We start from the raw sequence: 20,097 nt of genomic DNA, 5'->3' as shown, positions 1-20,097 counted from the left end.
TAATATAAAAGTGTAGAAATCTTGTGTTAGAAAGATTTCTGCACTTTTTTGAATATTATCCCGCTATTTGCGGGATAATATTCAGTGGGCGTTTATGTTCTATAAGAGAGACTAGAAATTGAAGAAGAGGATTAGTTATTAAAAAAAGATGCTGAGCTAGCATCTTAATCTAAGGCGGCTTTTTATTTACTTAATTTTGTTACAGTTAATTCAAGTGAATTTATACCATTATCACAAGTTACAATTTTTTGCTTATTAAAACCGCTGTTATTTCTAAGTTGAATGGTAGAATTTTCTGGTACCGTAACAATTGTTTCACCAACGAGTTGAAGACATTCGTTATTTGCTGAATTAGTCATTTGAATTGCGAAATCTCCTTGGCTATTAGCAAGGGGATTGTTATTTAAGAATATAGTCATGACTGGAATATGTGGAAATACAGGATTTAAAGTAGTGTTAATAGTTGAAATGAAAGAAACTCTATAATCACCAGCTTGACTAAATTGTATAGTAGTAGGATTTAGTAAGGAAACTCCTCCTGCTATAGGGCCGAAGTGATTAAATGGAAAAGGATCGCCAAAAGAAACAGTTATAAATTCAGTTTGCCAAAAAGCCCCATAAGCTGGACCGGATGGTTTGTGTGAGCTGGGGGGACAGGGGCAGGAACATCTTTTAAACGATTTTGAAGAATGAAAGTGAGGATTCAATCTATTACCTCCTATTATTAATAGATTTAAGACACATAGTAGTTTATGTAAATGGGAGGAAATTTGTTTGTATGCTTGTACTATATAGAAGAAAAGATAATAGATTTGGAAGATAACGTGCTCAAATAATGAAATATAGTATTAGGATATTATTTGTGAATTTTTTGAAGGAGGTTAATGAATTGCTAGAAAAATGAGCCGAGGTTCTTAATAGATTGAAGTATAGGAGAAATGATTATTATATTAATTTCACTTGAAAAGGAAACATTATTATCTTCAGTTGCACTAATGTTATCGAGTAGTGAATTTCTATGATTTGAATGTTGGTATATTAGAGTCTTTAGTTATCGCTTTTTATTTATGTAGATGGGCAGGAAGAAGACGAAAAGTATCGAATGAATGTACATATGTAGCATTGTTTGCTTTTGGTGTGAATAATAGTAAAAGATACGTTGAAATATTTTAAACCGTAACGAAAGAACGATTAAATTATAGAAGGAGCAACTTACATGGAAAATATATTAAAGGTATCTTCAAAATCAAGCCCAAATTCAGTTGCAGGTGCAATAGCAGGTGTACTAAGAACAAGTGGCAATGTAGAAATTCAAGCGATTGGGGCTGGTTCTTTAAATCAAGCGATTAAAGCAATAGCAATCGCAAGAGGATTTGTTGCTCCAAGTGGTATCGATTTAGCCTTCGTTCCAGCATTTCAAGAGGTTACGATTAATGAACAAGAAAGAACGGCGATTAAATTAATTATAGGTCCTAGGAAGAAAAGGTAACTGCAGTAATTCACTATTGAAATGACATTTAACATAACAAACAAAAAAGTGTCACAAATGCTATAAACCAGGCATTTGTGACACTTTTATAGTTTTGTAAGAATAAAAACCTCTAAAACTGCTCATTCTTCTCCCAAGATTCCACAATATAATGTGCAATCGTCGGATTGAATCCTTTCCCAACTAAAAACATAATGGCAGCAACTTCTGTTAAAGCGTGTTTGTGTGATGTATGTTTTGCTTCATTTAAACCGTAATCTACCCAAGGTTTTACGAAATCTAGTACAGGTTTCTTTAAAGGTAAGAACTGTGTACCGACAACTTGTTGAATTTGTTGTTGCGTTGGTTCTGTAATTGGTCCAGGTGGTAAGATTTGTGGCTGTGTAATATCTAATGTTGGTCCAGGTGGTAAAATTTGTGGTTGTGTAATATCTACTGTTGGTGGTTTAGGTGGTGAGACACGTGCGTCGTAGTTTGGTTGATACATTTGTTGTTGATATTGAGGTTGTTGTGGCTGAGTTGGGTATGGGTTTTGTTGAAACTGTTGTTCTTGAGTTTGTGTTGCTACATATGGATTTTGTTGAAATTGTTGTTCTTGAGTTTGCGGTGCTACATATGGATTTTGTTGAAATTGTTGCTCTTGAGTTTGTGGTACTGCATATGGATTTTGAGGATATTCGTAACTTGGACGTGTGTCATATGGATTTTGCTGAAATTGTTGTTCTTGAGTTTGTGGCGCTGCATATGGATTTTGTTCATATTGTTGCTCTTGTTCTTCATATTGTTCTGTATATCTTTGTTCTTGTTCCTGCGCCTGAGGGTAAAATGGTTGTTGTGGGTAAGGCGGTTGATTATTATAGAACATATTTATTCCTCCTTCATGATGATGCCTACCACCTAGTGTATGGGCGGACAAGAAAATATGTGATGAAAAAATGCGGGCGTGTTACAATAAGTAACTGGGTGAAGATAAAATGACAAAACAAGAAAAGATAGAAAAAACAATTACTTTTGTAAAACATATTTTAGAAAAAGATGCGAGTGGGCATGATTGGTATCATATTGAGCGCGTACATAAACTGGCGATTTCTTTATTCGAGCAAGAAGGAGGAAATCGTTTTATAATTGAAATGGCAGCATTACTTCACGATGTGGCAGATGAGAAGTTAAATGAAAGTGAAGAAGCAGGAATGAAAAAAGTTTCTGATTGGTTAGAAGAGTTACATGTTGAAGAAGAGGAAAGTAAGCATGTTCTTCATATTATCGCCAATATGTCTTATAAAGGTGGTCATGGCGGTAAAGTGGAGTCAATTGAAGGGAAGATTGTTCAAGATGCAGATCGCTTAGACGCTCTTGGTGCAATTGGAATAGCTCGCACATTTGCGTATGGCGGGGCGAAAGGGAGATTAATGTATGATCCAACTATTCCTCCTCGTGAAGTGATGACGAAAGATGAATATAGAAAAAATAATGACCCATCTTTAAATCATTTTTATGAAAAACTTTTAAAACTAAAAGGCTTAATGAATACGAATGCAGCAAAACAAGAGGCGGAAGTTCGTCATCGTTATATGGAACAGTTTATTGAACAATTTATGAAAGAGTGGAATGCACAAATATGAAAATGTTAACTGTGGAAAACTTATCAAAATCATATGGAGAAAAACCGTTATTTGATGGATTATCATTTAGTATTGCAGAAGGACAACGTGCCGGAATTATCGGTGTAAACGGTACTGGTAAATCAACTTTATTAAAAATTATTGCAGGGGCAGAAATTCCTGATACAGGTGATATGACTCATTCACGTGGATATACAATTAGTTATTTATCACAGCAACCAGAGTTTGATGAACAATTAACAGTATTAGAGCAAGTCTTCCATGGTGATACACCTTTAATTCGTCTTCTTCGTGATTATGAAAAGGCGCTATTACATATCGAAAAAGATCCAAGTAATGAAAAGGTACAGGAACAATTATTTGCAGTGCAACAACGTATGGATGCGATGAGTGCGTGGGAAGCAAATGCGAATGCAAAATCGTTATTAACGAAATTAGGAATTACTGATTTCACAGCAATTGTTGGAAATTTATCTGGTGGACAGAAAAAACGTATTGCGATGGCGCAGTGTTTTATTGAAACACCGGATCTATTAATTTTAGATGAGCCTACGAACCATCTTGACCATGAGACAGTTGAGTGGTTAGAGGAATATTTAGCAAGGTACACAGGTGCGGTATTACTTGTAACCCATGATCGTTATTTCTTAGATCGTGTGACGAATCGTATTTTCGAATTAGATAATGGAAAATTGTATAGTTATGAAGGAAATTACAGTACGTTTTTAGAAGCGAAAGCACTTCGGGAAGAACAAGAACTTGCGCAAGAATCAAAACGTCAAAACTTATATCGCCGTGAACTAGCGTGGATTCGCCGTGGTGCAAAAGCTCGTTCGACAAAGCAAAAGGCACGTATTCAACGATTTGAAGAGTTAAAAGGTCAAGAAGGTCCAGCTGCAAAACAGTCAGTTGATATTGCGCTTAGCGGTAGTCGCCTTGGGAAAAAAGTACTTGAGTTAAAAGATGTAACGAAAAAATTTGGCGATAAAACAGTATTAAACAACTTCAATCATATCGTGAAACCAGGCGATCGTATCGGAATTATTGGAGCGAATGGAAGCGGGAAATCTTCACTATTAAATATGCTTGCAGGTAAAATATCTCCTGATAGTGGTGAAATTGAAGTTGGACAAACAGTAAAAATTGCTTACTATACGCAAGAAAATGAAGAAATGAATTTAAATCAACGTATGATTGAATACATTAAAGAAATTGCGGAAGTTATTCATACGACAGATGGAAAAGTAATTGGTGCGTCTCAAATGTTAGAACGTTTCTTATTCCCGCCGCATTCACATGGTACACCTCTTGGCAAATTATCTGGCGGTGAAAGAAGACGTTTATACTTATTACGTATATTAATGGGAGAACCGAACGTACTATTACTAGATGAGCCTACGAATGATCTAGATACACAAACATTAACGGTGTTGGAAGATTATTTAGAAGATTTCCCAGGTGTCGTTTTAACTGTATCGCATGACCGTTACTTCTTAGATAAAGTAGTAGATGAATTGTTCATCTTTACGGGAGAAGGAGAAGTGCGCGAATTTCTAGGTAGTTATACGGATTACTTAGAAATGGAAAAAACGAGAGAACTTATTGAGAAAGCGGAAGTACAGAAAGAGAAAAAAGTAGTAGAAGAAGCACCGAAACAACAACGTAAGCGTAAACTTTCATATAACGAGCAGCGCGAATGGGAAACAATTGAAGATACAATTGCGGAACTTGAAGAAAAGCTAGAATCAATTGGAGAAGAGCTTGCGAATGTTGGTTCTGATTTTACGAAAGCGCAAGAATTGTCTGAAGCACAGCAAAAAACAGAAGAAGAGTTAGAAAAAACGATGGAAAGATGGAGTGAACTATCCGACATTGTTGAAGGATTAAAATAAAAACAAGCTGCATATATTGAAAAGTAAAGAGAAAAACTTTACACTATTGGTAGAACCTATTTTAGGAGGGAAAAAATGAGAACATCTAATCCAATGTTGAAAAAAGAGGCATTCCGTAAAGAAGGAGCAAGTGCTTCTGCGATGACTATTGGCGGAACAGTAGGCAAAACGTTTATTATGCTTATCTTGCTACTTGCAACGTCTGTCTATTCATACATACAGATGATAGAGGGTACGATGAAGATGCCAGTATTAATTGGCGCTTTAATCGTTGCGGCAATCATCGCATTTGCGTCTATGTTCTTCCCGCGTATTTCACCTTTTGGTGCACCAATCTATGCGGCGGTAGAAGGGGTTGTATTAGGTAGTATTTCAGCTGTTTATACAATGAAGTTTGGAGATTCTATCGTTTTAAATGCTGTATTACTAACAATCTCAATTCTATTTGCGATGTTAGTGTTATATGCAACACGCGTAGTAAAAGTAACGGATAAATTCCGTACAGGCGTGATGGCAGCAACACTTGGAATTATGGTTATGTATTTAGTCGTATTTCTACTAAACATGTTTGGTGTAACTGTTCCGTACATTCACCAAGGTGGTACGATCGGTATTATTATTAGTGCAGTTGTTATCGTAGTTGCTGCATTAAACTTATTACTAGATTTCGATTTAATCGAAAATGGTGTACGTAGTCAAGCTCCGAAATATATGGAGTGGTACACTGCAATGGGACTAATGCTTACATTAGTATGGTTATACTTAGAAATTCTTCGTTTCGTTTCTTACTTTACGAAAAATGACTAATAAAAAAATCCTGCGTGAAAAATGCAGGATTTTTTATTTTCAAAGATATATTGATGATGTGGTATAATATGGATGTTGGTAACCTTAAATTGAAGGGGATGGAATATGATGAAAGAGAAGAAAGGGATTATGAAAAAACTATTTTCTAAAAGTTTTTTCATAGAACTAGATGATGCTTTAACGTATCCATCGGGAGAAGTTATTACTTCAGCTATTGAAAGTTATGCAGCTGAATGTAATGAACAACTGAAATTTGAGAGTAAAGTAAAACCGATAACTTTCTACTTAGAAGAAGTATTATATCGTGCGGAAGTAAAGATGGCCCGCGGAGGATATTACATTTCATGCAGTGAAGTATAATTTTTTGAAACCTTACATGTTTAAAGTATGTAAGGTTTCTTTTTAGTTTTTATAAGGTATAAAAATATATTTTTTATTATAAAGTATATTATTTTAAGCTTTTTACCCTTCATATATTTTTCTTTACAATGAAGAAAAATATGAGAGGTGGTATAACTTATGATGAATCGAGTTGTATTAATCGGTAGATTGACAAAGGAGCCAGAATTATACTACACAAAGCAAGGCGTCGCGTATGCACGAGTATGTGTTGCGGTGAATAGAGGTTTTCGAAATAGCTTAGGTGAGCAGCAAGTAGATTTTATTAATTGCGTCGTATGGAGAAGGTCAGCTGAGAATGTAACTGAATATTGTACGAAAGGTTCACTTGTTGGAATTACTGGACGTATTCATACGAGGAATTACGAGGATAATCAAGGAAAGAGAATATATATAACGGAAGTTGTGATTGAGAGCATTACATTTTTGGAGAGAAGGAGGGAGGGCGCATCGTAAGAAGAGGGCTTAGTAATATAGCCCTCTATCACTTTTGATTGATCCCTTCCCAAACAACATCTAATTGTTGGTTGAGTGTATTTTTCGCGTTTATTTCATTAGCATGTAATAGTGAATGGGACATTAATGTATAAAAATAAGTACTCATAATAGTAGAAGTGATAATATGTATATCCCATTGACTGTTTAATTTTCCTGTCTCTTTCGCCTCTGTAATAATTGAAGACAAACCTTTTTGTAGCTGCTGTATACTTTTTACTTCATTTTCTACTAAGTAATTAGACTTTATAATCTCAAAGACGGCATGCTTCATTAAATCACCATGTCCAGTAAAACGGTCTAGTAAGTCTCCTAGAACAAGTTTAATTCTTTCTTTTGGATGTTCTACATTTGCATATGTTTTTAAACTTTCATTCCATAGTTCAATTTGAGAATCACCTAAAAATAATAATATGTTTTCTTTTTTCGGAAAGTAATTGAAGAAAGTTCCTTTTGCAATCCCGCATGCAGTAGTAATATCTTGAACCGTTACATTTTCGTACCCGCGTTCTTGGAAGAGTTGTACTGCTTTTAGGAATATAAGTTCTTTTAATTCTTTTTTTCTCGTTTCTCTCAGCATATAATCTACTCCTAACACAAACAATTATATCTGTTTAATAGATAATCTCAAATAAAATCTTACTTCATGATTAAGTTTAATGTAATTGAAAGAAGGATAGAGAATGCTGTTTCTTATTATTATTATAAATGAAAGTTATATAGTTCATGTGCTTGCCTTTCAGAAATCCATTTTGGAATACGTTTCATTACTTCATTTCTTACTATAGTTAAAGGTTTACTTTCTATTTGCGCCATTTTTCCAACTGTCCACGCAGTGTTTGAGATTTTTTCAATTCTATCTCGTCTTTTTTGTTCGTATTCTATAAATGCTTGACGATAATGGGCATTATTTTTGATGCATTCAGCCAAAATAATCGCATCTTCAATTGCTTGGCAAGCACCTTGGCCTAAATTCGGAGTAAGTGCATGGGCAGCATCCCCAATAAAAACGATGCGTTTTTCAAAAAACTGATTCATTGGCATAATGTCTACAATATCACGATGAATCATATGAACGTCCGATGCATTATGCAAAATAGATGGTATGGGATTGTGGTAAGATTTGAAATGATTATATAAATCTTCTGTTGTGTAAGCTTTGTATTTTGGATCTCTAGCTTTCGCGTTTATGAGCGCATACCAGTATACTTCGTTGTTGGGAAGAGGGACGATACCAAATCTACCGTTCGTTCCCCAAGTTTCAATAAAATCATTTGTTAAAGAAAGATTATTAGTAGGAGTTATGCCACGCCAACACGTATATCCTGCATAACGATAATTATCCCTTTGTGTTACTTGTTTTCGAACGACAGAATGAATACCATCGGCAGAAATCAGTATATTGCCAAATGCTTCACTACCATCTTGAAATACTATTTTTAAGGCGTCTTCCTCATTTCGTTCTATTTTTACACATTCTTTTCTCCATTCGACAGTATCTTCTTGTAGTTCAGAAAGTAGCAATTGATGTAAATCTTTTCTATGAATAGAGTACATTTTTGGATAACAAGATGGGATAATCAATTTATTGAAAACAGTTCCTTTTTCGGATACAAGGTTAAAACCGTCACTTTCGTTGCCGAATTTTTTGATTTTCTCAGAAATTCCGTATGGCTCAAGTGCTTGCATTGCATTCGGAGCAATGATAATACCCGTACCAGCAACAGTAGGCTCAGTGTTTTTATCATATACTTTTACTTCTATTCCTATTTTTTGTAAGGAAATTGCTGCGCAAAGTCCAGCAATACCGCCACCAATAATTATGACATTGTTCATTTGTTATCACTCCACCTTTGAATGACTTTGTTCATAAAATGACTTTGTTCATAAAATGACCTTGGTCATTTTATGAGTTAAGGTTAATCCCTTTTTATGTAATTGTCAATTATACTTTTAACTATAGTTATGGAATGATTAGGTGAAAATAGAATGAATGAAACTTCCCAGCAATGTAGAAAAGTAAATAGTAAAATTAAGCATCCGAGTAGGAGTATAGAGTGATAACATGTTACAATACAGCTAAGAACATGCAATAAAGGAGAGTTTTTTACGTGAAGATTAAAGCAATTGAACCGACGCCAAGTCCAAATACAATGAAAGTTATTTTGAATGAAGTATTACCATCAGGAGCACGTAATAATTATACAAATGAAAATAAAGAACAAGCGCCAATGCAAGTGCAAGAAATTTTGAAAATTGAAGGTATTAAAGGTGTATATCATGTAGCCGACTTTTTAGCAGTGGAGCGAAATGCAAAGTATGACTGGAAAGTTTTATTACAGCAAGTTCGTGCTGTTTTTGGCGAAGAAGTAGTAGAAGAAAGTGAAGAACAACAACTTGCTCATTTTGGAGAAGTGAAAGTATTTGTTCAAATGTTCTTTACTATCCCAATGCAAGTAAAGTTAACAGATGGAACGACGGAAGAACGTGTTGGTTTACCTGACCGTTTTAAAGAATCAATTATGAAAGTTCAAATGTCTGCACCAAACGTTGTAAAAGAACGTAAATGGGTGGAACAAAGTACACGTTACGGTAATTTTGAAGAAATCGGGAAAGAAGTAGTAGAAGAGATTGTTGCTGCTTATCCGGAAGAACGTATAAATGAAACGGTCAAAGAATTATTAAATCAGGCAGGTGCTGTTGAAGTAACGATTCAAAAGCGTGAGCCATATAAAGTAACAGAAGAGATGATGAAAGATGCTGACTGGAAAAAACGTTTTGCAGCTTTAGAACAAATGGATCCTACTGAAGAAGATATTCCAGTGTTGAAGATGGCGTTAGATGATGAAAAAGTTTCGATTCGCCGTTTAGCAACAGCATATTTAGGTATGGTAAAAGGTGATGAAGTATTACCGTTATTATATAAAGCCTTATTAGATCGCTCTGTAAGTGTTCGTCGTACTGCAGGAGATTGTTTATCAGATGTAGGTGATCCGGCGGCGATGTTCGTTATGATTAAATCTCTGAAAGATCCAAGTAAATTAGTACGCTGGCGTGCAGCGATGTTCTTATTTGAACTTGGAGATGAAAGTGCAATTCCAGCATTAAAAGCAGCGCAAGATGATCCAGAGTTTGAAGTAGCAATGCAAGCACGTCTAGCGTTAGAGCGTATTGAAGGCGGAGAAGAAGCAAAAGGTTCCGTATGGAAACAAATGACGGAGTCTCGTAAAGGGGAATAATGTATGATTGTTTTCTATGATAGTTGGTGTCCGATGTGTACGGCGGTTGCAGAACGTACGAAGAAATTAGATAAAAAGGGTAAGGTGAAATTTGTTTCATTTCGAGATGAAGATGTAGTTGAGAAGTATGAACTTTCTCAAGAACTACAAAGTAAGATGGAACAAAGATTGTATATTTTTAAAAATAATAAGTGGTATGACGGCATTCATAGCATACATGTATTAGCAAAGTCCATTCCATCTTATTGGTTTGCGGTGCCTTTTATAAAGCTATCTATCGTACTTGGATTTGGAAGTAACGTATATGATTATATCGCTAACAATAGAAAACTTGTCCCAGTTGGACATTGCCGCGGTGGGGTTTGTGAAATCCCTACAAAAAAATGAAATCATCGTTATCTTTCTTTTGCACCTATTAATAGAGCGTGATATGATGAATTTGGAATGAAAGTTGAAGGAGAGATTGCAAGATGTCAAATGCTTATGAAGAATACATGCGCCAAATGGTAATCCCAATGCGTCAAGAATTAGTGCGTTCTGGGTTTGAAGAGTTAACTACAGAAGAAGCTGTAACAGAATTTATGGAAAACACAACAGGTACAACTTTAGTAGTTGTAAACTCTGTTTGTGGTTGTGCAGCTGGTTTAGCACGTCCATCAGCAGGTCAAGCAGTTGTTCGTGCTGAAAAACAACCTGATCATCTTGTAACTGTATTCGCAGGTCAAGATAAAGATGCTACTGCAAAAATGCGTGAATACTTCGGAGAAATTCCTCCATCTTCACCATCTATGGCATTATTAAAAGGAAAAGAAGTTGTTCACTTCATTCACCGTCATGAAATTGAAGGTGCAACTATGGACGAAATTATTACGAACTTAGAGCAAGCTTTCGAAAAGAATTGCTAAAGAAGGGGGAGAGTAAATCTCCCTCTTTTCTTTATATAGAGGTGAAACAATGATAGTAACAACAGCAGGAAGAACGAATAAAGAAATGATAGATTATGCAAAGCAGGTAGCCGCAGAATTAAATCGTTCATTCGTTAAACGTAATGATATACCAGTACATAAACTGCATGAGCAGTATGAACAAGATGTACTTGTCGTAGGCAAAAATCGATTAGCCATTTATCCAAAAGGAACAGAGGAGTCGTTTTTCTTTCATCCAAACTCAGCGATGTTTCGTGTGAAGAGATTAATGCGCGGAGAACACGATCCGTTCGTACAAGCTGCTAAATTAGAAAGCGGAATGACAGTATTAGATTGTACGCTCGGTATGGCATCAGATAGTATTGTGGCTAGCTATATTGTTGGTGAAAGCGGAAAAGTAACCGGACTTGAAGGCAATGAGTATATGGCTTATATTATGGAAAATGGTTTGAAAACATGGTCTTCATCCGTTTCTGAAATTGATAAAGCAATGCAACGAATTGATGTAAAGCAAACTGAGCATTACGCATTTTTAAAACAATGTGAAGATAATAGTTATGATGTCGTATATCTTGATCCGATGTTTGAAGAAACTGTTATAGAATCAGATGGAATAAAAGGATTAAAACACTTCGCTTTGTATCATGATATTACTGATGAAACAATTGCGGAAGCGAAGCGTGTGGCTAGAAAGCGTGTCGTTCTGAAAGACCATTTCCGTAGTTCTAGATTTGAAAAACATAATTTTTACGTATACAAAAGAAAAAGTGCTAAGTTTCACTTTGGTGTAATTGACCCTTGCTAATTGTTTGAAAAGATGTATAATAAGCAATAATTAATTAAATATACTGTCTGTGATGAAGAGAGTAGTCTTTTTTAGAAGGAAAGCGAGCTAGGGATGGTGTGAGCCTAGTGCGGAAGAAAAAGATGAAGCGCACTTCGGAGATGCTTCTTGAACGAATAGTAGAGTAAGCCGAGGCCCCCTGTCCTCGTTATAAACGGGAAAGTGGTTCGTAATGAACAACAAGGGTGGTACCACGGGTTCAAACTCGTCTCTTTTTTAGAGACGAGTTTTTTGTATTTTAAAAATGAAGGAGGTTGTAGCATGGATTATAAAAAGCAGTTTGCAGAAAGTTTATCTAATATTTTTACGAATGAATTAACGCAAAAGCAAATTTTAGATTTAATTGAAACACCGAAACAAGATGAATTCGGAGATGTTGCATTTCCATGTTTTTCACTTGCGAAGCAATATAAAAAATCACCAGCTATTATCGCAAAGGAAGTTGCAGAGAAATTAAGTGATCCGTTTTTTGCGAAAGTAGAGGCTGTTGGTCCTTACGTAAATGTCTTTTTTAATCGTGAAACAGTAAGTGATGAAGTATTAAAAACGATTTTAGCGGAGAAAGAAGAGTACGGTCAAAATCATTTTGGATGTGAAAAGACTGTAGTTATCGATTATTCGTCTCCTAATATTGCGAAACCTTTTTCAATGGGGCATTTACGTTCTACAATGATTGGAAATTCACTGAAACATATCGCTGAAAAATGTGGCTATGAAGTTGTAGGGATTAATTATATTGGAGACTGGGGAACACAGTTTGGAAAGTTAATTACCGCTTATAAAAAATGGGGCAATGAAGCAGTAGTGAAAGAGGATCCAATCCGTGAACTATTTAAGTTATATGTTCAATTCCATGAAGAGGTAAAAGACAACGAAGAATTAGAAGAAGAAGGACGCGCTTGGTTTAAGAAATTAGAAGAAGGTGATGAAGAAGCTGTTGAGCTTTGGAATTGGTTCCGCCACGAATCTTTAAAAGAATTTTCTCGTATTTATGAACTTCTCGGTGTTGAATTTACTAATTTTCAAGGAGAAGCTTTTTATAATAATTTAATGGAAGACTTTATTGGGATTTTAGAGGAACATGATTTACTTGAAGAGTCAGAAGGTGCATTAGTCGTTAATTTAGAAGAAGAGGGAATGCCGCCTTGCTTAATTAGAAAATCAGATGGTGCGACGATTTATGCAACGCGTGACTTAACAGCAGCACTATATCGTCAAAACACATTTAGTTTTGATAAAGCGCTATATGTAGTTGGCCCAGAACAAAGTTTACACTTCAATCAATTTTTCACTGTATTAAAAAAGCTGGGTTACACTTGGGTTGACGGCATGGAACATGTACCGTTTGGGTTCATTTTAAAAGATGGTAAGAAAATGTCGACACGTAAAGGAAGAGTTATTTTACTCGAAGAAGTACTTGAGGAAGCAATCGAACTTGCAAAACAAAATATTGAAGAGAAAAATCCAAACTTAAAACAAAAAGAAGAAGTAGCGAAGCAAGTCGGTGTTGGCGCAGTTATCTTCCACGATTTAAAAAATGAGCGTATGCACAATATCGAATTTTCATTAGAAAATATGCTGAAATTTGAAGGAGAAACAGGACCGTACGTACAGTACACACATGCACGTGCTTGCTCTATTTTAAGAAAAGAAAGTGTAGAATTTGAAACATGTACATTTGCTTTAAAAGACGATCATAGCTGGAGTGTCGTAAAATTCCTAAATAAATTCCCGCAAATAATTGAAGCAGCTTTCAATAAAAATGAGCCATCGATTATTTCGAAATATATATTAGATGTAGCACAATCATTCAATAAATATTATGGTAATGTTCGTATATTAGAAGAGAGTAAAGAAAAAGACAGCAGACTCGCATTGGTTTATGCTGTGACGATTGTATTAAAAGAAGGATTACGTTTACTTGGGGTGGAGGCACCTGAGGAGATGTAACATAGTAGTAAACTGACAAACTGGGTCTAGTATAAACCTGGTTTGTTTTTTTATTGGATATATATTTTTTTTGCAAAATCAATTAAAATCTTTTTAGAGAGGGTGATTCATATTGATTCGAACTTTTATTTTACAAATTCCTTGTCATAGAAGATTAGATAGGAGTTTTTTTAAACTACAAAAGTACATACCTTTATGTGCGCGTTGTACAGGCATGCTTATTGGTATTTTAATGTTTCCAATTTATTTTTATATGACACCTTCATTTCTTTTCGCAATCATACTATCATTTTTCGCCCAAATTCCGTTACTTATCGATGGGTTCACCCAAAAGTGGAAATGGAGAAGTAGCTCAAATTTGCTAAGAATAACTACTGGTGTATTAAGCGGTAATGGTATGGGATTATTCATTTCCTCTGGTGTTATATGGATATTATCTTAAGATATATAGTAATGGAGGTATTTACATAGATGTTCTGGATTTATTTAATTCTAATTTTTATTTCAGGCGGAAGTGGAATTGGTTTTATGACTCAAAATAAGTATACAGAAGCAATAATAGCTTTTGTTATTTGTATACTATTGTTTGGGCTACTGTATTATTATCTTAAAAGAAACAAAAGAAATAGGAAAGCAGATTGTGACGATTTAGACTGTACGGATTGTTTTGATTGTGATTGTACTTGTTAAATTTTTCTTCCAAATAAAAAGCTAGTGTATTTTTAATAATACACTAGCTTTTTGCTTTGAAATTTTAAGAAAAGTGTAGGAATACGACTATTCTATAGAGAACTTTAGTTTTGTATATAAAAGGAGGCGTTAGATGTTGGAAACGTATGATTGGAACAATAAACTAACATATTTAAAAAACACGAGAGATTTATATTACAACGACGATTATGTAAGCTTTTTAGTAAATACAGTTTGGAAGATTACTAAGCCTGTACATATCGTTGATTACGGTTGTGGATATGGTTATTTAGGCTTAGTATTAATGCCATTACTTCCAAAAGGATCAAAGTATACCGGCATTGATAGTGGAGAAACTTTATTAGCTGAAGCGAGAGCGTTATTTCGTTTACTTCCATATGAGTCAGAATTTATGGAGGGGGATGCTACAGAAATAGAATTAAACGATAAATACGATATAGCAATCTGTCATGCCTTTTTGTTACATATGAGTTCACCAAAAACGATGCTAGAAAAAATGATACATTCAATTAAAAAGGGCGGAAAAATAATCTGTTTTGAACCACATTGGATATCAAATATGTCTTCATACTTTTTAAATGGAGAGAATCAATCGGAAATTATTAGGCTAGGAGCTTTGCAGAATTTATTTGAAAGTGACATGCAGAGAAGCGGAAAAGATGGAAATATTGGTATGAAAATACCAATGTTTTTAAGTGAACTAGGCGTAAAAAATATTCAATGTAGAGTAAGTGATAAAGTGAACTTTTTAGATTCTAATATGCATCATAATGATAAAAACGATTTGTATCAATCATTAAAAGAAGAAGGGATTGCTGGTAATCCCGGTGATAAGCAACAATTTGTAGAACGTTTAATAGACAGAGGATTAACATATGATGATGCGTTAGCTCAATATGAAGCTGAACTCAAATTTTTTAGAGCGTTTCATCTACATTCCTCTATAGTATATGCTCCGAATATGAAAATTACATTTGGTGAAATAGAATGTTAAAGGAGCAATACGATGAAAAATGTCGCTTAATGTCGGTAAGTCGATATTCGACATATAATCGCTGATATAATTTGAAAATCGCCGATAAAACGAAAGAATCGCTGATATATTTAAATTATCGCCTATATAATTTCATGTACTGATTTCAACTATATAAAAATAAGATCCATATGTTACGTTATTCCAGTTAATCAAACAAAATACAGAGAAAAACAATCAATTTTACTATATTTTGTTATAAATTCGAATAATATTAAATAATACTATCCATTATAGGAGATTTTAGTTGAATACCTACAATATGATGTGTAAAATCTAAGCAAGTAGCAGTTTAAATATAAATTTGAGGTGAATACATGCTAGATTTTGAGCAGTTAGATGCTTGTTTGAAAGACAAGAGATTTATAGATGGATTACAGGGAATAAATAATGAAATTTCATATATAAAAGAAACGAATACTTTATCTTATGTGAAAAAGTGGCTTGCTAATATTCCTTCACATAAGGAGTTTGATATATTAATACGTCTTACTGATGAAGGGCTTATGCACCAATACAGTTCATTCCTCATTCGCTATGCCTATAAAAAATTCCCAAATATGAGAACGCTCTCTTTATATTGTGATGAGTTAATTGATGAGCGGAAAATACTTGAAGTAGAACAGTTGTTAAAAGACTCATTAGAAGAGGTAAACAAAGAAGAGATAGACGTTGATCTTTTAGCGAAAACATATTTTACATTAGTACGATGTTTGTTGGAAATGAAACGAAATGAAGAAGCTCTTTTTTATATGCAAAAGGCAGAGGAGTACAGTGCACGTGCAGTATTTGATAAATGGGGCTACGTGTATATGCATACAGGTGAATGGGAGAAAGCAGAAGAACAATTTATAGCTGGTATGCAGCATAAAGATTGTGAAGAGTTATCTACCTATTTATTATCACAGTTATATGCGAATAAGGGAGAACAAAAACGTGCATTACAGCTAATTGATGATGCGATTGTAAAGTTCCCGCAAGTACCATATTTTCATTTTGAAAAGGTGAAATATTTATTAGATTTAGGGAAGTATGAAGAAATGTTAGTGGTAATTGATAACATAAATAAGCAGCTTCCTTATCATGCGTATAAAACTTACTTTGTACATTTACGTGCAGAAGCGCTTTACAAAATGAATAAAATTGTAGATTTACAACAGTTATTAAAAGAAGAAAAAAGTTTAAAAGAGTCTTTATATCATAATTTAGAAAAAAATCCAGATGGCAAAAAGGTTCACTTACCAATCGTTCCAATTGTACAAAAGGATAATTATTGTGTACCGACAAGTTTAGAAATGATGTTGCAGTTATGGGGAGACAAACGTACACAAGATGAGATAGCAGAGTTTATTTTTGATATGACGGGATCGAAGTTTTCAGATACTGTTTCTTATTTAGAAGAATTAGGTTATGAATATCGTTATTTTAAAGGGAATGTAGAAAATTATAAGAGACTGTTAGATCAGGGGATTCCCGTTTTATTAAGTATAGATATTGAGCATGCGTCACATGTGCAAGTGCTAGCTGGATACGATGATATGTTACAAGCTTTTTATGTTCAAGATCCGAATTTTATCGAACCAGTTATTGTGGAATATAGTAAGTTGCAAGAAAAATATCGTTATACAGGCTGCTTAGCGATTACGTTTGTTCCGAAAGAAAAAAAGGAACTACTATCATCTTTAAATGAAGAAGAACATCATTATTTTAAATCTATTTTTTCTTTAACAGATCATTTGGATGAACAAGATAAAGAGGGGATTCATGACTTAGTACAGTTTTTAAAAGGGACGAGTGATAATCCGAATACGTGGTTATATACGGTTAAGCATTTAGATGTTGAAGTAGATAAAGAATTTATTTTATATTGTATAGAAAAGTTAATGGAGAAATTTCCTAACTCAGATTTTGTTAAATTACATGGTGCACAGTGCTTTATTCGCCTTGAAGAGTTAGAAAAAGCTGGACACATGCTTGCGAGTGTTGAGAAGAAAAATAATCGTGCCTTATATCATTTCATAAACGGAAGGTATGCTTTTGAGCAGGAAAGTTATTTAGAAGCGATTTCAAGTTTTCGTTCCTCGTTACAATTAGACGCGGATCAGCCGATTGCTTGGAGTTTTCTCGCTTTATCATATATGTATATCGATCAATCTGAAAAGGCGTTGCAGTTTTCTCAAGTCGCCTTGGAACGTAGCCCTGAACGATTTACTTTAACGAATCACGGGTTAATATTAATAGATTTAGAAAGATATGAAGAAGCGTATGAAATCTTTAATGATTTGTTAAAAGAATATAAAAATGAAGCACATGTATGGTATGAGCGAGCGAGATGTGCGCATCATTTAGGGAAATTATATTTAGCGATAAAAGGGCTTAAAATAGCAATTCATTTGGATAGTAATGCACCATACATTTATACGAAACTTGCAGAAATATACGAATCTGATTTGAAGGATGAAGAAAGTACGAAAGAAGTTTTATTAAAAGGTATTGAGAATTGTGATGATAAGGCATCTCTATACGTAAAACTCGGTGACTACCATTTTCAAAAGGATAGTCTGGAAGAAGCGGAAACATCGTATACTCGTGCTTTAGAAGAAAATCATGATGATGTATATTCTCACTTCGGACTTACGCAAGTTTATATGGCAAGAGAACAATATAAGGAAGCAAAAGAATATATTCTCAGTATCGAAAAACAAATTGAAAAGAGCCAAGATTTCCTTATGAACGCTGGAATGGTTTTATGGGATGCTGAGGTTGAACTTGGTGGAAGTGAAGAAGGATTTAAAGTAGCATTGTCTAAGTTAGAGAGTGGTATAAAGCAGAGCGAATATAATGTAGCAAGTGCGTTAGATGAATATGTGAATCGAATGAAAGGAACGGTATTTGTACAACGAGGAATAGCATTCTTAAGAACGTTACAAAAAGAAAGAAATGACGTAAGTGAATATGGCTGTTATACAGGTATTTTATATGAGTCGATTGGACAGTACGGCCAGGCGATGAAAAGATATAATAAGGCGATAGAACAAAAAGAAACGGCATTACCGTATTACCGAATTGGTGAAACACTTATGGCATTAGGACAATTAACGGAAGCAAAACAAGCGTATGAAAGATGTTTAGAGCTTGATGGGAATTTCATTGGTGTACATTTACAGCTTGCAGAAATATACGAAAAAGAAGAAAATCGTTCTAAAGAACAAAGTCATATGGTTCAGGCGATGAAAGAAGAGCCGTTGCATATTAATATGGAATATTTGGCACAGCTTTCAGTAGAAATGAATCTTCAGGAAGAATTGCTGGCTGAACTAGAACAATTAGCGGACGAAGTACCTGAAATATGGCGATTAGATGCGATTGCATATGTGTATGGAGCGATGGATGAAATAGATAAAGAACAAGCACAGATTGAAGAGGCACTACGATTAGATGGCGAGCATACAGAAGTTTTATATCATTATGCAAAAGTATTAGTGAAAAATAGAAATGCAAAGGCAATTGAAATTGCGATGAAAGTGATACAAAAAGATGTGAATAATGAACGTATATTTGATGTATATGTAAAAGCAATAGAACAACATAAGAAATGGTCTAACATACGAGATTTTCTTCATATATTAAAAGTAAAAAAGGCAGACAGAAGTATGGCGTTTATGTATGCTGCATCTGCGGTTACAGAAAGATGGATTGAACGTCAACAAAATGAACAGCCGAAGAAATCCATAATTACAAGAGCTTTTTATCGCATGAAAAACCGTGCGAAAGAAATTTCGATTATTACTACAATCATTGATTTATATGAAATCTCATTAAAGTTAAATCAAAAAAATAGTATGGCAGCGCAGCGATTTGCACTATTTTACGAGAATGTGGTGATGTATAAAGAGGCGATAGATGTATTGCAAACATCATTAGAAAGTAAATGGGATTACGATGTAGCCAAGCAACTTGTAAATCTTTTCATAGAGTGTGAGGAAGAAGATAGGTTACGGGATGCTGCAGAATTAACGAAGCAAATGGTTCGAGAGTTACCAGATGATTATGATACGCTTCTTTTACAAGCACAAGTATTCTTTAAAATGGGAGAAGAAAGAAAAGCAGAGAAGATTACTTTACAATTAACGGAGCAAACACCGTTTGTAAGTAGAGCGTTTCTTGCTTTAGGAGAAATATATCAAAGTCAAGAACGGTTTGAAGAGGCAATTCACGTATTAGAAAATGCTTCTATACATCATCCGAATGAAACAGCAATTCTTCTTTCTTTAGCATCTTCTTATCATGGTGCCGGCCAAACGATAAAGGCAGAAAAAATAACAAATGAAGTATTAACAATGGATGCGAGTGATTTGTTAGCAAGATATGATCGTGCTTGTTATTTAGCGCAGTTAAACAGAAATGAAGAGGCGAAGGAAGAGCTTGAAATTGTACTTCGTGAGGATGAGTCGGGATTTTTCGCTGAACTTATCGAGGATGATGAAAATTTAGCAGCATTGCGAGAATTTGAAAAGTAATTGTATAACAATCACGAAAAAGGGTATAAATGAAAATATATTTTGAATTAGTTGACAATTTATTATCCAATGGCATAAAATAGCTTTTAACAAAGTATACAAATCTGAAGACGAGAAAGAGTAAAATAGTGTACTGTTCCACAGAGAGCCGGTATGTTGCTGAAAGCCGG

The 20,097-nt window shown here is 34.5% G+C and carries 19 protein-coding genes and 2 other annotated features (1 of these 21 running past the window's edge); of the genes, 15 read left to right on the top strand and 4 right to left on the bottom strand.

From position 1 onward, the window contains the following. Positions 1 to 182: 182 nt before the first annotated feature. A complete protein-coding gene (locus PDK19_RS06035) occupies positions 183 to 707 on the bottom strand; it encodes a hypothetical protein (RefSeq protein ID WP_001068075.1) in 525 nt (174 codons plus the stop codon). A 509-nt stretch (positions 708 to 1,216) separates the two neighbouring features. Here PDK19_RS06035 and spoVS point away from each other — a divergent pair. Then, on the top strand, positions 1,217 to 1,489 hold the full coding sequence (gene spoVS / locus PDK19_RS06030; RefSeq protein WP_000427805.1) for a stage V sporulation protein SpoVS: 273 nt from the start codon (positions 1,217 to 1,219) through the stop codon (positions 1,487 to 1,489). 112 nt (positions 1,490 to 1,601) lie between these two features. On the opposite strand, the gene PDK19_RS06025 is transcribed toward spoVS, so the two are convergent. Further along, positions 1,602 to 2,354, bottom strand: coding sequence for a hypothetical protein (locus PDK19_RS06025; protein ID WP_000499662.1), 753 nt, complete (start codon positions 2,352 to 2,354; stop codon positions 1,602 to 1,604). A gap of 109 nt (positions 2,355 to 2,463) precedes the next feature. Between PDK19_RS06025 and PDK19_RS06020 the strand changes: the two genes are divergently transcribed. The 5 genes from PDK19_RS06020 to PDK19_RS06000 all read left to right on the top strand — a co-directional run bounded on the left by PDK19_RS06020 (position 2,464) and on the right by PDK19_RS06000 (position 6,665). Next, positions 2,464 to 3,111 (top strand): HD domain-containing protein, encoded by a 648-nt coding sequence (locus tag PDK19_RS06020; RefSeq protein ID WP_000165935.1) that lies wholly within the window; start codon positions 2,464 to 2,466, stop codon positions 3,109 to 3,111. Further along, positions 3,108 to 5,003 carry an ABC-F family ATP-binding cassette domain-containing protein gene (locus tag PDK19_RS06015; protein WP_014893791.1) on the top strand — a complete coding sequence of 632 codons (1,896 nt, stop codon included), beginning with the start codon at positions 3,108 to 3,110 and terminating at the stop codon, positions 5,001 to 5,003. The genes PDK19_RS06020 and PDK19_RS06015 overlap by 4 nt, the downstream gene beginning before the upstream one ends. A gap of 75 nt (positions 5,004 to 5,078) precedes the next feature. Beyond that, positions 5,079 to 5,810, top strand: a complete 732-nt coding sequence (locus PDK19_RS06010) for a Bax inhibitor-1/YccA family protein (RefSeq protein ID WP_001260642.1) — start codon at positions 5,079 to 5,081, stop codon at positions 5,808 to 5,810. A 105-nt stretch (positions 5,811 to 5,915) separates the two neighbouring features. Continuing rightward, the gene (locus tag PDK19_RS06005) at positions 5,916 to 6,170 is read left to right on the top strand and encodes a DUF4318 domain-containing protein (protein WP_000975124.1); all 255 of its coding nucleotides are present in this window, start codon (positions 5,916 to 5,918) and stop codon (positions 6,168 to 6,170) included. A 159-nt stretch (positions 6,171 to 6,329) separates the two neighbouring features. After that, positions 6,330 to 6,665 carry a single-stranded DNA-binding protein gene (locus PDK19_RS06000; protein ID WP_000982033.1) on the top strand — a complete coding sequence of 112 codons (336 nt, stop codon included), beginning with the start codon at positions 6,330 to 6,332 and terminating at the stop codon, positions 6,663 to 6,665. Positions 6,666 to 6,693: 28 nt separating this feature from the next. On the opposite strand, the gene PDK19_RS05995 is transcribed toward PDK19_RS06000, so the two are convergent. Further along, entirely contained in the window at positions 6,694 to 7,284 is a 591-nt protein-coding gene (locus PDK19_RS05995; protein WP_000943165.1) for a TetR/AcrR family transcriptional regulator, read from the bottom strand. Positions 7,285 to 7,406: 122 nt separating this feature from the next. Next, positions 7,407 to 8,540, bottom strand: a complete 1,134-nt coding sequence (locus PDK19_RS05990) for an FAD-dependent oxidoreductase (RefSeq protein WP_001066847.1) — start codon at positions 8,538 to 8,540, stop codon at positions 7,407 to 7,409. A 275-nt stretch (positions 8,541 to 8,815) separates the two neighbouring features. On the opposite strand from PDK19_RS05990, the gene PDK19_RS05985 reads away from it, so the two are divergent. The 9 genes from PDK19_RS05985 to PDK19_RS05945 all read left to right on the top strand — a co-directional run bounded on the left by PDK19_RS05985 (position 8,816) and on the right by PDK19_RS05945 (position 19,927). Next, the gene (locus PDK19_RS05985; RefSeq protein ID WP_000692569.1) at positions 8,816 to 9,943 is read left to right on the top strand and encodes a conserved virulence factor C family protein; all 1,128 of its coding nucleotides are present in this window, start codon (positions 8,816 to 8,818) and stop codon (positions 9,941 to 9,943) included. Positions 9,944 to 9,946: 3 nt separating this feature from the next. Next, the gene (locus PDK19_RS05980; protein ID WP_014893790.1) at positions 9,947 to 10,330 is read left to right on the top strand and encodes a thiol-disulfide oxidoreductase DCC family protein; all 384 of its coding nucleotides are present in this window, start codon (positions 9,947 to 9,949) and stop codon (positions 10,328 to 10,330) included. A gap of 83 nt (positions 10,331 to 10,413) precedes the next feature. Then, positions 10,414 to 10,848, top strand: a complete 435-nt coding sequence (locus tag PDK19_RS05975) for a BrxA/BrxB family bacilliredoxin (RefSeq protein WP_000063712.1) — start codon at positions 10,414 to 10,416, stop codon at positions 10,846 to 10,848. A 49-nt stretch (positions 10,849 to 10,897) separates the two neighbouring features. Beyond that, complete coding sequence (locus PDK19_RS05970; RefSeq protein WP_014893789.1) at positions 10,898 to 11,674, top strand: class I SAM-dependent methyltransferase; 777 nt, start codon at positions 10,898 to 10,900, stop codon at positions 11,672 to 11,674. A gap of 40 nt (positions 11,675 to 11,714) precedes the next feature. Further along, positions 11,715 to 11,929, top strand: a binding site (T-box leader). A 45-nt stretch (positions 11,930 to 11,974) separates the two neighbouring features. Then, positions 11,975 to 13,663, top strand: coding sequence for an arginine--tRNA ligase (argS, locus tag PDK19_RS05965; protein WP_000384851.1), 1,689 nt, complete (start codon positions 11,975 to 11,977; stop codon positions 13,661 to 13,663). Positions 13,664 to 13,775: 112 nt separating this feature from the next. Further along, on the top strand, positions 13,776 to 14,105 hold the full coding sequence (locus PDK19_RS05960) for a DUF2085 domain-containing protein (RefSeq protein ID WP_000621473.1): 330 nt from the start codon (positions 13,776 to 13,778) through the stop codon (positions 14,103 to 14,105). A 29-nt stretch (positions 14,106 to 14,134) separates the two neighbouring features. Beyond that, on the top strand, positions 14,135 to 14,353 hold the full coding sequence (locus PDK19_RS05955) for a hypothetical protein (protein WP_014893788.1): 219 nt from the start codon (positions 14,135 to 14,137) through the stop codon (positions 14,351 to 14,353). Between the two features lie 136 nt (positions 14,354 to 14,489). After that, complete coding sequence (locus tag PDK19_RS05950) at positions 14,490 to 15,368, top strand: class I SAM-dependent methyltransferase (protein WP_208734843.1); 879 nt, start codon at positions 14,490 to 14,492, stop codon at positions 15,366 to 15,368. Positions 15,369 to 15,724: 356 nt separating this feature from the next. After that, entirely contained in the window at positions 15,725 to 19,927 is a 4,203-nt protein-coding gene (locus tag PDK19_RS05945; RefSeq protein WP_049112916.1) for a bacteriocin-processing peptidase family protein, read from the top strand. A 98-nt stretch (positions 19,928 to 20,025) separates the two neighbouring features. After that, positions 20,026 to 20,097: a binding site (T-box leader), on the top strand; it runs 168 nt beyond the window's last position.

Source organism: Bacillus cereus group sp. BcHK124 (assembly GCF_027712065.1).
GTDB lineage: Bacteria > Bacillota > Bacilli > Bacillales > Bacillaceae_G > Bacillus_A > Bacillus_A pacificus.
This window is presented reverse-complemented; position numbering and strand designations above follow the sequence as displayed.

What these genes read in the sequence shown, in the direction of transcription:
- PDK19_RS06005 (WP_000975124.1), top strand. Translation starts at nt 5,916, where the DNA reads ATGATGAAAGAGAAGAAAGGGATTATGAAAAAACTATTTTCTAAAAGT.
- PDK19_RS06020 (WP_000165935.1), top strand. Translation starts at nt 2,464, where the DNA reads ATGACAAAACAAGAAAAGATAGAAAAAACAATTACTTTTGTAAAACAT.
- PDK19_RS06015 (WP_014893791.1), top strand. Translation starts at nt 3,108, where the DNA reads ATGAAAATGTTAACTGTGGAAAACTTATCAAAATCATATGGAGAAAAA.
- PDK19_RS05995 (WP_000943165.1), bottom strand. Translation starts at nt 7,284, where the DNA reads ATGCTGAGAGAAACGAGAAAAAAAGAATTAAAAGAACTTATATTCCTA.
- PDK19_RS05990 (WP_001066847.1), bottom strand. Translation starts at nt 8,540, where the DNA reads ATGAACAATGTCATAATTATTGGTGGCGGTATTGCTGGACTTTGCGCA.
- PDK19_RS06010 (WP_001260642.1), top strand. Translation starts at nt 5,079, where the DNA reads ATGAGAACATCTAATCCAATGTTGAAAAAAGAGGCATTCCGTAAAGAA.
- PDK19_RS05945 (WP_049112916.1), top strand. Translation starts at nt 15,725, where the DNA reads ATGCTAGATTTTGAGCAGTTAGATGCTTGTTTGAAAGACAAGAGATTT.
- PDK19_RS06000 (WP_000982033.1), top strand. Translation starts at nt 6,330, where the DNA reads ATGATGAATCGAGTTGTATTAATCGGTAGATTGACAAAGGAGCCAGAA.
- PDK19_RS05980 (WP_014893790.1), top strand. Translation starts at nt 9,947, where the DNA reads ATGATTGTTTTCTATGATAGTTGGTGTCCGATGTGTACGGCGGTTGCA.
- PDK19_RS05975 (WP_000063712.1), top strand. Translation starts at nt 10,414, where the DNA reads ATGTCAAATGCTTATGAAGAATACATGCGCCAAATGGTAATCCCAATG.
- spoVS (WP_000427805.1), top strand. Translation starts at nt 1,217, where the DNA reads ATGGAAAATATATTAAAGGTATCTTCAAAATCAAGCCCAAATTCAGTT.
- PDK19_RS05955 (WP_014893788.1), top strand. Translation starts at nt 14,135, where the DNA reads ATGTTCTGGATTTATTTAATTCTAATTTTTATTTCAGGCGGAAGTGGA.
- argS (WP_000384851.1), top strand. Translation starts at nt 11,975, where the DNA reads ATGGATTATAAAAAGCAGTTTGCAGAAAGTTTATCTAATATTTTTACG.
- PDK19_RS05970 (WP_014893789.1), top strand. Translation starts at nt 10,898, where the DNA reads ATGATAGTAACAACAGCAGGAAGAACGAATAAAGAAATGATAGATTAT.
- PDK19_RS06025 (WP_000499662.1), bottom strand. Translation starts at nt 2,354, where the DNA reads ATGTTCTATAATAATCAACCGCCTTACCCACAACAACCATTTTACCCT.